At 71.6% G+C, this 11904-nt stretch carries 13 protein-coding genes; 10 read left to right on the top strand and 3 right to left on the bottom strand.

The features are described from left to right. Positions 1-117: 117 nt before the first annotated feature. From ABZ898_RS26260 to ABZ898_RS26220, 9 genes are all read left to right on the top strand, one after another. Entirely contained in the window at positions 118-762 is a 645-nt protein-coding gene (locus ABZ898_RS26260) for an HAD family hydrolase (RefSeq protein ID WP_361663679.1), read from the top strand. A gap of 92 nt (positions 763-854) precedes the next feature. After that, positions 855-1610: a VC0807 family protein gene (locus ABZ898_RS26255; RefSeq protein WP_361663676.1), complete on the top strand. Its 756-nt coding sequence runs from the start codon at positions 855-857 to the stop codon at positions 1608-1610. Positions 1611-1738: 128 nt separating this feature from the next. Continuing rightward, the gene (locus ABZ898_RS26250; protein WP_361663673.1) at positions 1739-2944 is read left to right on the top strand and encodes an MFS transporter; all 1206 of its coding nucleotides are present in this window, start codon (positions 1739-1741) and stop codon (positions 2942-2944) included. Continuing rightward, the gene (locus tag ABZ898_RS26245) at positions 2895-4067 is read left to right on the top strand and encodes an acetoin utilization protein AcuC (protein ID WP_361663670.1); all 1173 of its coding nucleotides are present in this window, start codon (positions 2895-2897) and stop codon (positions 4065-4067) included. Before ABZ898_RS26250 ends, ABZ898_RS26245 begins: the two co-directional genes overlap by 50 nt. 89 nt (positions 4068-4156) lie before the next feature. Then, complete coding sequence (locus ABZ898_RS26240; RefSeq protein WP_361663667.1) at positions 4157-4972, top strand: phosphatase; 816 nt, start codon at positions 4157-4159, stop codon at positions 4970-4972. A 129-nt stretch (positions 4973-5101) separates the two neighbouring features. Continuing rightward, a complete protein-coding gene (locus tag ABZ898_RS26235; protein WP_093781815.1) occupies positions 5102-5311 on the top strand; it encodes a helix-turn-helix domain-containing protein in 210 nt (69 codons plus the stop codon). 133 nt (positions 5312-5444) lie between these two features. Then, the gene (locus tag ABZ898_RS26230) at positions 5445-5543 is read left to right on the top strand and encodes an AURKAIP1/COX24 domain-containing protein (RefSeq protein ID WP_003948845.1); all 99 of its coding nucleotides are present in this window, start codon (positions 5445-5447) and stop codon (positions 5541-5543) included. Positions 5544-5786: 243 nt separating this feature from the next. Continuing rightward, positions 5787-6848 (top strand): NAD-dependent epimerase/dehydratase family protein, encoded by a 1062-nt coding sequence (locus tag ABZ898_RS26225; protein WP_361663664.1) that lies wholly within the window; start codon positions 5787-5789, stop codon positions 6846-6848. Positions 6849-6862: 14 nt separating this feature from the next. Continuing rightward, positions 6863-7900, top strand: coding sequence for a lysophospholipid acyltransferase family protein (locus ABZ898_RS26220; RefSeq protein WP_361663661.1), 1038 nt, complete (start codon positions 6863-6865; stop codon positions 7898-7900). A 70-nt stretch (positions 7901-7970) separates the two neighbouring features. Here ABZ898_RS26220 and ABZ898_RS26215 read toward each other — a convergent pair whose 3' ends face one another. The 3 genes from ABZ898_RS26215 to ABZ898_RS26205 form a co-directional block, all read right to left on the bottom strand. Then, positions 7971-9209, bottom strand: coding sequence for a DUF5667 domain-containing protein (locus ABZ898_RS26215; protein ID WP_361663658.1), 1239 nt, complete (start codon positions 9207-9209; stop codon positions 7971-7973). 246 nt (positions 9210-9455) lie between these two features. Continuing rightward, positions 9456-10235 carry an ECF subfamily RNA polymerase sigma factor, BldN family gene (locus ABZ898_RS26210; RefSeq protein ID WP_361663655.1) on the bottom strand — a complete coding sequence of 260 codons (780 nt, stop codon included), beginning with the start codon at positions 10233-10235 and terminating at the stop codon, positions 9456-9458. A 317-nt stretch (positions 10236-10552) separates the two neighbouring features. Then, complete coding sequence (locus tag ABZ898_RS26205) at positions 10553-11479, bottom strand: HAD-IB family hydrolase (protein ID WP_361663653.1); 927 nt, start codon at positions 11477-11479, stop codon at positions 10553-10555. A 128-nt stretch (positions 11480-11607) separates the two neighbouring features. On the opposite strand from ABZ898_RS26205, the gene ABZ898_RS26200 reads away from it, so the two are divergent. Next, positions 11608-11883: a glutaredoxin family protein gene (locus tag ABZ898_RS26200; protein WP_361663650.1), complete on the top strand. Its 276-nt coding sequence runs from the start codon at positions 11608-11610 to the stop codon at positions 11881-11883. The last annotated feature ends 21 nt before the right edge of the window (positions 11884-11904 follow it).

Here is an 11904-nt window from a genome sequence, read left to right as displayed (position 1 = left end):
GGTACTGCAGGGGGGACCCTGTGGGAGAGTAGGACGCCGCCGAACTAATTTTAGGGAAAACCCCCGCACCTTTGGTGCGGGGGTTTTCTGCGTTCGGGGTCATTTAGGGTCGGAGATATGCGCTACGACCTCATCCTCTTCGACAACGACGGCGTCCTGGTCGACAGTGAGCCGATCTCCAACCGGCATCTCGCCGCCTACCTGACCGAGCTGGGGCACCCGACGACGTACGAGGAGTCCCTCCGGGACTACATGGGTTCCGCCATGCACCGCGTGCACGAGCTGGTGCGGGAGCGGACCGGGGAGCGGCTGCCCGAGGACTTCGACGACGTCTTCCACGCACGGGTGTTCGCGGCCTTCGAGCGGGAGTTGCGTCCCGTCGCCGGCGTCGGGGGAGTGCTGGAGAAGCTCGCCGCCGACGGGGTTCCGTACTGTGTGGCCTCCTCCGGCAGCCATGAGCGGATTCGCGTCGGACACCGGGTGACCGGGCTGGACCGGTGGTTCACGGACGACCGCATCTTCAGCTCGCAGGACGTCGGCCGGGGCAAGCCCGATCCCGACCTCTTCCTGTACGCCGCCGAGCGGATGGGAGTGGCCCCGGAGCGCTGCCTGGTCGTCGAGGACTCCCCGCTGGGCGTACAGGCGGCCGTGGCGGCCGGGATGGACGTGTACGGGTTCACCGCGATGACCCCACCGGAGAAGCTCGCGGGTGCCACGCAACTCTTCGGCAGCATGGGCGAGTTGGCTGACCTGCTGGTGTGACCGTCCGCACCGGGCGGACCTGACGGATGTCATGTGCAGCTCCGGACGATCGTTTCTGTCGGCCGGACCCCCTCGGCGGCCAGGCTGGGGGCATGACGAAGAACACGGGGAACCAGGGCCAGGACCAGCGGCGCCGGCCGAGCGCGCTCGACAACTTCAAGCCGCTCCTCATCGATGTGGCGCTGCCGCTCGGCTCGTACTACGTCCTCAAGGAGGTCTTCGGGGCGAGCACCTTCGCCGCTCTGGCCTGGAGCAGTGTCGGGCCCGCCCTGCGGACCGTGTGGAGTGTCGTGCGGAAGCGGTCGGCCAACGGGCTGGCGCTGCTCATCCTGACCGTGAACGTGGCCGGGCTGGCGCTCAGTTTCGTCTCGGGGGACCCGAGGATGATGCTCGCCAAGGACGGGGCCGTCAGCAGCACGGTGGCCGTCGGCATCCTGGTCTCCGTGGCGCTCGGGCGCCCGATGATGACCGCGGGGGTGAAGCCGTTCCTCGTCAAGGGTGACGAGGCCAGGGAGGCCGCCTGGCAGCGGCTGGCCGACGGCACCGCGGCCGGGTCGGCGGACTTCCGGGGGCGGGAGCGGGTGTTCTCCCTCGTGTGGGGTGTGGCGCTGCTCCTCGAGTGCGTGGCCCGGGTGGTGGGGGCGTACGTCGTCCCCGTGGACACCATGGTGTGGCTGGGCGGGGTGCTGGTGGCCGTGATGATGACGGTGACCTTCATGGTGAGCGGCGCGTTCGGGGCCGGCCCGATGGGACGGCTGCTGGCCGCCGAGACCGCGAACGGGTGCGACGGGGCGGCCTGCGGTCAGCCCCAGCCGGTGTCGCGCCGGGAGGCCGCGGCCGCCGTCTGACCCGCTCTCCCTCCTCGCTCTCCCCTCTCCCCCCTCGTTCTCTCTCTGCGCTTCCCGGCCGAAGATGAGCGCAACTCATCTTTGGCCGGATCTGTTCAGCGCATCGCCGGGGCCCTACGCTCGCCGCCATGACTGGAGTGCTGCGGCGCGGCAGGGCCTCGTTGGCGTTCGGTTTCTTCACGCAGGGGGTCGCGTTCGCCCTGCTGGTGACGCGTATCCCGGCCGTGCAGGAGCGGTACGGGGTGTCCGACGCGCTGCTGCCCGTCTTCCTGGCCGCGGTGCCGGTCCTGGCCGGGGTCGGAAGCGTGGTCACCGAGCGGCTGGTGCGGCGGGTGCGTCCCAGCGGGTTGCTGCGCTGGTCCCAGCCCGTGGTGCTGCTGGCGTTGCTCGGGGTGGGGTCCGGGAGCCAAGTGGGCGCGCTGGCCGTGGCGTTGGGCATCTTCGGTCTGTCGGTGGGGATGCTGGACGCCTCCATGAACATGCTCGGGGTGAGTCTGCAGCGGGCGTACGGGCGCAGCATCATGCTCAGCTTCCACGCGGCCTACAGCCTGGGGGGAATCCTGGGCGCCTCGCTCGCCTGGGTGGGCGCGCACGAGGAGTTGGCGCTGTGGGTGTCGTATCTCCCGGTGGTGGCGGTGCTGTTGCCCGCGGTGCTGGTGGGGAGCCGGTGGTACGTCGACGGGGCGGGGGAGCCGGAGGGGGCCGGTGAGGCACAAGGGGTCGCCTTCCGGCTGTTGTTGCCGTTGTGTCTGGTGATGACGTTCGCCTACATCGGGGACTCGACGGTCTCCAACTGGAGCGCGAAGTACCTCAAGGACGTGCTGGGCGGCTCGGAGCAGCTGGCGACGGTCCCCTACAACGTGTACATGGTGACCACGCTGGTGGGGCGGGCGGTCGGGGACGTCGGGGTGCGGCGGTTCGGGGCCGTGGCGGTGGTGCGGGTGGGGGCGCTGCTGGCGGCCTGCGGGTTCGCGGTGGTGGCGGTGGCGCCGGGGGCCTGGGTGGGGATGCTCGGGTTCACACTGCTGGGGATCGGGCTGTGCGTGCTGGTGCCGCAGACGTTCGCGGCGGCGGGCCGGCTGTTCCCGGGAGCGTCGGACGCGGCGGTCGCGCGGCTCAACATCTTCAACTACGTCGGTTTTCTGGTGGGTTCGCCGCTCGTCGGGGCGCTGGGGGACGCCTGGAGCTACCGGGGCGCGATGCTCGTACCGATGGCACTCGTGCTGGTGACGACGGTGTACGCCCGGTCGTTCGCGTCCGGGGGCGACCGATACGGTGGCGGGCATGAGCGGCCGCGCACAGCTGATGTGGGACGAGGCAGTAACGGGCTATGACTTCGGCCCGGACCATCCGATGGCTCCGGTGCGGCTGGAGCTGACCCGGAAGCTGGTGGCGGCTCTCGGCCTGGACCGGGAGCTGGAGATCGTCGCGGCCAAGCCGGCCGGGGAGTCGACGCTGCGGCTGGTGCACCGGGAGGACTACATCGAGGCGGTGCGCGCCGCGTCGGCCGATCCGGGTGCGGCGGACGGGTCGTACGGGCTGGGGACGGTCGACGATCCGGCGTTCGCCGGGATGCACGAGGTGTCGGCGCTGATCGCGGGGCAGTCGGTGGCGGCGGCCGAGGCGGTGTGGCGGGGGGACGCCGACCACGCGGTGAACTTCGCGGGCGGGCTGCACCACGCCATGCCGGGCGGGGCGTCCGGGTTCTGTGTGTACAACGACGCGGCGCTGGCCATCGCCCGGCTGCTGGAGCTGGGCGTGGAGCGGGTCGCCTACGTGGATGTGGACGTGCATCACGGGGACGGGGTGCAGGCGGCGTTCTGGGAGGACCCGCGGGTGCTGACCGTCTCGTTGCACGAGCATCCGCGGACGCTGTTCCCGGCGACCGGGTGGCCGCAGGAGACGGGTGCCGGTGCGGGCGAGGGTTCGGCGGTGAACGTGGCGCTGCCCGCCGGGACCGGGGACGCCGGGTGGCTGCGGGCGTTCCACGCGGTGGTGCCGGAGCTGCTGGCGGAGTTCCGGCCGCAGGTGCTGGTGTCGCAGCACGGGGCGGACACGCACTTCGAGGACCCGCTGGCGCATCTCGCGGTCTCGCTGGACGCGCAGCGGGCGGTGCAGGTGGCCTGTCACGAGTTCGCGCACACCTACGCGGACGGCAAGTGGCTGGCGCTGGGCGGCGGCGGGTACGCGGTGGTGGACGTGGTGCCGAGGTCGTGGACGCATCTGGTGGCGATCGCGGCCGGGCGGGAGATCGCGCCGGAGACGGTGATCCCGGAGGGCTGGCGGCAGGAAGTGTACGCACGGACGAGGCAGTTGGGTCCGCAGCGGATGACGGACGGGCGCTGGCCGGTGGGGTACGCGGCCTGGGAGTCGGGGTACGACCCGGCCGACCGGCTCGACCAGGCGGTGCTGGCCACCCGGCGGTCGGTGTTCCCGCTGCGCGGTCTGCTGGCCTGAGCGGGCGGTTCGGGCGGCCACTACGCCAACCGTGCGGTCTTCGTCCGTTCCGCTTCCGGGCGGCCCTTCGATGGGCCACGATCGCACCCGTGTCGGACATCGGTGCCCTGCGTGCGCACCTGCTGGCGGCCCGTCTCGCCGGGGAGGTCGCCACCACGCGGGAGGACAGTCTCCGCAACTACCGGCTGTTCGCCGCGCGTGACCCCCGCGCGCTGATCGGGATCGATCCCGAACGGCACTGGGGGCAGCGTGAACTGCTCGATCTGATGGCGGACCGGTGCGGGGTCTCGGCCGATCCGCGGCACACGTCGGGCCGGGACGTGATCGACCCGGAGCGGACGCTGGCCGCGCTGGACGCGTTCGCGGGGGCGATCGCCGGCGCGGCGCGGCGGGGGGTGCCGGTGCTGTTCGGCACCGGGCATCCGCGGCAGCTACTCGGTTTCTACGCCGCGCTCGCGGACGCGGTGTCGGCGGCGGGATGTGAGGTTCTCACCCCGGCGCAGGGTCGCTGTGTCGACATATTGACCCGGTTCGGTCTACGTACGCACCACCTCGACTACGTACGAGGGGTTGCCCTGGTGCGGGAACCGGCGAGCGGGCGCCGGGGTGGTGAGCCGGGCGCGCACAGCCATTCCCCGCTCCCGGTTCGGCTCGCGCTGGCCGCCGCGGCGGAGGCCGGCGGGCCGCTGCCGGGGCTGGTGGTCGGGGACCACGGGTGGGTCTGCGGTGCAGGTCAGCTCGGGTTCGAGGCGATCGGGCTGGCCGACTCCGACGACCCCGCGCCCTTCGTCGGCGAGGCCGAGGGGACGGTGTCCGTCGTCGTTCCGCTTGATGACGCCGTGCGGTCTGGTCACTACCGCCCGCTCACCCGCTACGTACTCAAACGAGCGTGTCTGTCACAGTAGGACGCCGATGGGGACACCTCTTCCCCATTCGCATCACCCGCCCCTAGTCTGGGGAGTGAGCACGCAACGACGAAGAGTCACCGGAAGGGGAAGCCGGTGGCCGTCGAGTGCGGAAGGTTCAGGTGTGTCATGGCTGCTGGCGAAAGGCCTCTGAACGAGGTTCAGTTCCTTACCGTGGCGGAGGTCGCCTCGGTGATGCGAGTCTCGAAGATGACCGTGTACCGGCTGGTGCACAGCGGTCATCTGCCCGCGATCCGGGTGGGGCGGTCGTTCCGCGTCCCCGAGCAAGCGGTCCACGAGTATCTGCGCGAGAGCTACGTGGGGGTGGAAACGGCCTGACGGCGGTCCGGTGGATCCCGGAACAACCCCTCGATTACGACCACGGCGCTCGGGCGGGTAGGCTGACCCCTCGTAGGTCGTATGGGCCCATGGCGCCCAGCAACCGAGTCATGAGAAGTGAGCGAGGGTAGTCGTGGGCTCTGTTATCAAGAAGCGGCGTAAGCGGATGGCCAAGAAGAAGCACCGCAAGCTGCTCAAGCGCACGCGCGTTCAGCGCCGCAACAAGAAGTAAGCGGCACCGCGCGAAGACGCGTCCCCGGTGGCCTCCCGTCCTTGAAGGGCGGGGGGCCACCGGCATGTCCGGACGCGGGCCGGGACGCCCGGTGTCTTCCGACCGGGCAGATTCCGCCACTTCGGGCCTCGGCGGGACACCTCGGCGTCACACCGACCCGATAGGTTGGCCGCACACGGGGAACGCGGACGAGGACGCGGTGCCCGCGTGCGCTCGCGCGAGGTCGGAAGGAAGGCGCTGGTCTTGGGAAAGGTCGTGCTCGTCACCGGAGTCGCCCGGCAGCTCGGCGGCCGGTTCGTGCGGCGCGTCCAGCGGGACCCGGAGGTGGACCGGGTGATCGCCGTGGACGCCGTGCCGCCCGCGCACGACCTGGGGGGCGCGCAGTTCATCCAGGCCGACATCCGGCAGCCGACCGTCGCCCGCGTGCTCGCCGAGACCGGCGCCGACACGGTGGTCCACATGGACGTGACCGGTACCGCCCTGGGCGGCGGCAGCCGGGCCACGGTCAAGGAGACCAACGTCATCGGCACCATGCAGCTGCTCGGCGCGTGCCAGAAGTCACCGGCGGTCAAGCGGCTGGTGGTGAAGTCCAGCACCAACGTCTACGGCTCCGCCCCGCGCGATCCGGCCGTCTTCACCGAGACCACCCCCGCCAAGTCGCTGCCCAGCGGCGGCTTCGCCAAGGACGCCGTCGAGGTCGAGGGGTACGTGCGCGGGTTCGCCCGGCGCCGCCCCGACGTCGCGGTGTGCGTGCTGCGGTTCGCCAACATCCTCGGCCCCACCGCGGACACCCCGCTCGCCTCCTACTTCGCGCTGCCCGTGCTGCCGACCGTGTTCGGCTACGACCCCCGGCTGCAGTTCGTGCACGAGGACGACGTGATCGAGGTGCTGCGGATCGCCTCGCACGAGCCGCGCCGGGGCACCCTCAACAGCGGCACCTTCAACATCGCCGGCGACGGGGTGCTGCTGCTCTCGCAGGCCTCGCGCCGGCTCGGCCGGCCCACCGTGCCGCTGCTGCTGCCCGCGGTCACCTGGGCGGGGTCGCTGGTGCGTACCCTCGGTATGACGGACTTCTCACCCGAGCAGATCCGGCTGCTCACGCATGGCCGGGTGGTCGACACCGCCCAGATGCGCGAGACCCTCGGGTTCTCGCCCACGTACACGACGGCTCAGACGTTCGCGGACTTCGCGCGCGGCCAGGGTCCGGGGCTGCTGCCGCCCGGGACCCTCGCGGAGGCCGTCGACCGGGTCGCCGCGCTGACCGCTGGGCGCGGCGCCCCCCTTCCGCAGCCCGGCGCCAACTGAGGAGCGCAGCAACCATGGCGGACGCCAAGGTCATTCCGTTCGACGACGACCGGTCCCGCGGGAGCTCGGGGCAGCGGCCGCAGCGCCGCCGGAGCCCGGGCGGCCGGCCCGGCGCGGTCCAGCCGCTGCCCACCAGAGGAGGCGCCCGGCACGAGGAGTCGCCCGCCGGCGAGCCCCCGGCCGGGGAGCGGCCGGGAGCCCACGCGGAGGCCGACGCCCTCGAGCAGCGCGTCGCCCGCGGCCTCGCCTTCCTGCGCCGCAGGCTCACCGGCGACTACGACGTCGACGACTTCGGGTACGACGAGGAGCTGACCGACCAGGTCCTGATGTCCCTGCTGCGCCCGGTGTACGAGAAGTACTTCCGGGTCGAGGTGAAGGGCGTCGAGAACATCCCGGCCGAGGGCGGGGCGCTGATCGTCGCCAACCACTCCGGGACGCTGCCGCTGGACGGGCTGATGATGCAGGTCGCCGTGCACGACCGGCATCCGGCCGGCCGGCATCTGCGGCTGCTCGCGGCCGACCTCGTGTTCGTGCTGCCGGTGGTCAACGAGCTGGCCCGCAAGCTCGGTCACACCCTCGCCTGCACCGAGGACGCCGAACGGCTGCTCGGCCAGGGCGAGCTGGTCGGGGTCATGCCGGAGGGGTTCAAGGGGATCGGCAAGCCGTTCGGGGAGCGGTACAAGCTCCAGCGGTTCGGCCGGGGCGGGTTCGTCTCCACCGCGCTGCGGCAGGGGGTGCCGATCATCCCGTGCTCGATCGTGGGCGCCGAGGAGATCTACCCGATGATCGGCAACGCCAAGACGCTGGCGCGGCTGCTGGGCTTCCCCTACTTCCCGCTGACGCCGACCTTCCCCTGGCTGGGGCCGCTCGGCGCGATCCCGCTGCCGACGAAGTGGACGATCCAGTTCGGCGAGCCGATCCCGACGGACGGCTATCCGCCGGAGGCGGCCGAGGACCCGATGCTGATGTTCAACCTGACCGACCAGGTCCGCGAACAGATCCAGCACACGCTGTACAAGCTGCTGGTGCAGCGGCGCTCGGTGTTCTTCTGACGCCACGCACACGAAGACGGGGCGCCCCTGCTCGGAAAGGGGCGCCCCGTCCTTCGTGTCGTGCGGGCCGCTACTGGGCGTCCTCGCTGTCGATGCCCAGGCCGGGCAGCAGGCCCGGCAGGAGCGGCGGGAGGGTGACGTCCGGCTTGCCGGACGGGGTGGACGACTTGCCCGCGGACGGCGAACCGTCCTCGGAACCGGTCTTCGGCGGGTCCAGCAGGCCGCCCGTGCTGCCGCCGAGCAGTCCGTCGCCGCTCTCGTCGCCCGCCGAGCCGCTGGGGGTGCCGGGGCTGCTGTCCTTCTTCGCCGACGGGGTGCCACCGGTGCTCGGGGAGCCGGACCGGTGGCCGTCGGCGGAGCCGGTGGGAGCCACGCCGGGACGCTCGCCGCCCTGACGGTCGTCGCCCTTGCCCGCGGGGGGCTTGGGCAGCAGCGACTCCAGCGGCGCGACTTCCTCGTCTATGGCGTCGAAGACCGACGAGACCTCGTCCTTCACGTCCCCGAGCTGGAGCGGGAGCCGGTCGCTCAGGGTGCTCCATGCCTCGCGGTGCGAGCGGGAGAAGGCGGAGAGGGCCTGGATCGGGCCGAGGGAGTCGGGGTCCGCCTCGTAGGCCGCGTGGAGCAGGCGGTGGCCCTCGGTGACGTCGTTGCGCATGCCGGACAGGGTGCGGCGGATCTCGCCGATGGACTCGTGGTCCAGCCGGCCGCTCCGGTCGCGCTCCATCAGCCTGCGCGCCTCGTTGAGCCGGGTGGAGGCGTGGTCCAGATACGCCTGGCCGCGCTCGCCGTCGCCCTCGCTGAGGTAGTTGAGCTGGAAGTCCTCGATGCCGCGCTTGAGGCCGTACAGCGAATCGCCGGGCAGGGCCTCGGAGCTGGCCGCGGCCACTCCGCCGAAGGCGCTGGCGGCCACGCCCACGCTGAGGCCGCCCGCGGTGAGTCCCTTGGCCAGCCGGGACTTCGGGCGCAGTTTGCCGAGCGGGCTCGCCCGGTGCGCGCCCCGGCCGGGGGCACGCTGTTCGGGCACCTGCGCCGGGGCCGTTGCGCCCAGGGTGCCCTCCTGGAGCATGGCCTCCATCGCGGCCACCAGTTGGGCCCGATGGACGACCTTGACCTCCGGGTCGAGCTGCGGTTTGGGCAGCTCGGCGAGGCCGTCGGCCAGGGCCAGCAGCTCACCCTGCTCGGATCTGCCCTCGGTGGGCGGTGGTCCCGCCGGGTGTGCGTGCTCGGCCGCCGTGTCCCGGTCGGACTGCTCCTCCAGGGCCTGGGCGAAGGCGTTCGCCCGCCGGTGCGCCGATACGTTCGCAATCACTGGCGGCACCTCCTCTCGTCATGACGGTCGACTCCCCAGGGGGTCTCCTGAGGGTTGCACGCCCATGGCCACAACCACCCGATCGAGCGATCAAGGTGGGCCAGGAAGTGACCACAGGGAGCCTGTATCCCGCACAACGAGCGGCTCGGCACTTGGGTTACGGACGGCGGCCCGCCGGATCGCGAAACCAACTCACTTTCACCGAGCGTGAGTTGGTCGTCGCTGTACGTCGCGGGGCGGCCGCCCTCAGCGGGCGTCCTCCGGCAGGAGCCGGGCGAGGGTGCGCACGGCCCGGTACTGGAGGGTCTTGATGGCGCCCTCGTTCTTCCCCATCACCCGCGCGGTCTCGGCGACCGACAGTCCCTGGAGGAAGCGGAGTGTCACGCACTCCTGCTGCTGGGGGTTGAGCCGGCGCACCGCGTCGAGCAGTGCCGCGTTGGAGAGCGACTCCAGTACGGAGTCCTCGGGGGAGCGCGCGACCTCGTTGGCGTCGAGCATCTCCCCGGTGGTGACCTCCAGCCGGAAGCGGCTGGACTTGAAGTGGTCGGCGACCAGGTTGCGGGCGATCGTCACCAGCCAGGCGCCGAAGTCGCGGCCCTGCCAGGTGAAGGTGCCGATCCGGCGCAGGGCGCGCAGGAAGGTCTCGCTGGTCAGGTCCTCGGCGGTGGCCTTGCCGCCCACCCGGTAGTAGATGTACCGGTACACGGTGTCGCTGTACTGGTCGTACAGGCGGCCGAACGCGTCCGCCTCACCGGCCTGGGCGCGTTCGACCAGGTCCATCATGCGGGCGCTGTCACTGTCCGCCGCCGGGCGGCGGGCGACGGGCGCGCTCGTGGAGCGGGCTCGTCTGCCGACCGCGGCACCGCGTTCGGCCAGTGCGTAGCACGGGCCGAGGGGTGCCGCGCCGGCGAAGGCGGGGACGGTGTGCGCGGTGGGGACGAGGCCGCGCAGCGCGTCTTTGACCGTTGCGACAGTTGCGCGCAGCGTAGCCAGGCCCGAGGCGTCAACCCCGACGTGTGGGTACACGGGACTCCCAGAGGCAGAGCTTCCATCACGTGCAGTACGGGACCTTTCACCCGTCGTAGCGACGGAGGGGTACCGGTTTGCGTCTGAGGAGAATAACGCTTCGTGTAGACCCTGCTACACCCAGTTGCTCAAATCGTCGATTAGGTCGCCTGTGTTAGCGATTGGCGACAGTTCAACTTGCCGAATCTGATCGCTTGTTGATCGAAACTGGGCTGATTTCTGTGAAAGCTGAGGCGTGTTCGAGGGCGAGATGCATAATTCGGGCGCGCGGGACCCGCACATGACGCTCTCGGGCGGGCCTGGGGATGATCCGGGAGTCAGCGCCGGCGACGGCTCAAAGCGATCGCCGCGGCCGTGCCGCCCGCCACCGCGCCGACACCGGCGGCCGCCGGGATGCCGACCTTGGCCGCCTTGCGGCCGGTGCGGTAGTCCCGCAGCCGCCAGTCCTTGTCGCGGGCGTGCCGGCGCAGCTTGGCGTCCGGGTTGATCGCGTAGGGGTGGCCGACCAGGGAGAGCATCGGGATGTCGTTGTGGCTGTCGCTGTACGCGGCGCAGCGGGAGAGGTCCAGCCCCTCCGCGGTGGCCAGCGCGCGCACCGCCTCCGCCTTGGCCGGGCCGTGCAGCGGTTCGCCGACCAGGCGGCCGGTGTAGACGCCGTCGACCGACTCCGCGACCGTGCCGAGCGCGCCGGTGAGGCCGAGGCGGCGGGCGATGACCTGGGCGATCTCCACCGGGGCCGCCGTCACCAGCCACACCTTCTGGCCCGCGTCCAGGTGGGCCTGGGCGAGCGCGCGGGTGCCGGGCCAGATGCGGTCGGCCATGTACTCGTCGTAGATCTCCTCGCCGATCGTCTCCAGCTCGGCCACGCGGTGGCCCTTGACGATGGAGAGGGCGGAGTCGCGGGCGTCCTGCATGTGCTCGGGGTCCTCGACCCCGGCCAGCCGGAACCACGCCTGCTGCCAGGCGAACTTGGCGAGGTCGCGGGTCTCGAAGAACTTCCGCTTGTACAGACCGCGCCCGAAGTGGAACAGCGCGGCGCCCTGCATCACGGTGTTGTCGAGATCGAAGAAGGCGGCGGCCCGGTCGTCGCCGAGCACCGGGAACTCCGGTTCGGGCCCGGCGCCCTCGGGTTCCGGGTGTTCCTGCGAGGACTTGCGGGCGGCCTCCGCGGAAGCCTCGCCTGCCAACACGCTCCGCGCCGTGGCGGAGCGCCTACGGGGGGTGAGCCATCCAAGAGCGGCCATGGCGTGAGCATAGCCAGTCCGTTCGGTGGTTCCGGAGCGGAGAGGTTCGGAGGATGTGAACTCTGGGTGGCCTCGCCGCCCCGGGCGAGGGGGGGGAGGGGGTGGTGCGGGGCGCGAGAATGGCCCGCATGAGTCCCCTCTTCCGGCGCAAGGCCGCCCCTCAGGAGCGACTGGTCACCCTGGTCCGCAAGCCCGGCTGCCATCTGTGCGACGACGCGCAGGTTGTGGTCGAGAAGGTGTGCGGCGAGCTCGGCGTGCCCTGGGAGGGCCGGGACATCACCGAGGACCGCGCGCTGTACGACCAGTACTGGGAGCAGATCCCGGTCGTCCTGGTCGACGGCGAGCAGCACACCTTCTGGCGGGTGGACGAGGGGCGGCTGCGCCGGGCGCTGACCGGCGGATGAGCGGTGCGGAAGGGGCTTTGG

It is taken from the genome of Streptomyces sp. NPDC046860, from assembly GCF_040645115.1.
Lineage (GTDB): Bacteria > Actinomycetota > Actinomycetes > Streptomycetales > Streptomycetaceae > Streptomyces.
The sequence above is the reverse complement of the archived record's forward strand: the minus strand, read 5'-3'. Positions and strand labels throughout refer to the sequence as shown.

Coding starts and splice junctions, on each gene's coding strand:
- ABZ898_RS26260 (WP_361663679.1), top strand. CDS start 118: ATGCGCTACGACCTCATCCTCTTCGACAACGACGGCGTCCTGGTCGAC.
- ABZ898_RS26255 (WP_361663676.1), top strand. CDS start 855: ATGACGAAGAACACGGGGAACCAGGGCCAGGACCAGCGGCGCCGGCCG.
- ABZ898_RS26250 (WP_361663673.1), top strand. CDS start 1,739: ATGACTGGAGTGCTGCGGCGCGGCAGGGCCTCGTTGGCGTTCGGTTTC.
- ABZ898_RS26245 (WP_361663670.1), top strand. CDS start 2,895: ATGAGCGGCCGCGCACAGCTGATGTGGGACGAGGCAGTAACGGGCTAT.
- ABZ898_RS26235 (WP_093781815.1), top strand. CDS start 5,102: ATGGCTGCTGGCGAAAGGCCTCTGAACGAGGTTCAGTTCCTTACCGTG.
- ABZ898_RS26220 (WP_361663661.1), top strand. CDS start 6,863: ATGGCGGACGCCAAGGTCATTCCGTTCGACGACGACCGGTCCCGCGGG.
- ABZ898_RS26205 (WP_361663653.1), bottom strand. CDS start 11,479: ATGGCCGCTCTTGGATGGCTCACCCCCCGTAGGCGCTCCGCCACGGCG.
- ABZ898_RS26200 (WP_361663650.1), top strand. CDS start 11,608: ATGAGTCCCCTCTTCCGGCGCAAGGCCGCCCCTCAGGAGCGACTGGTC.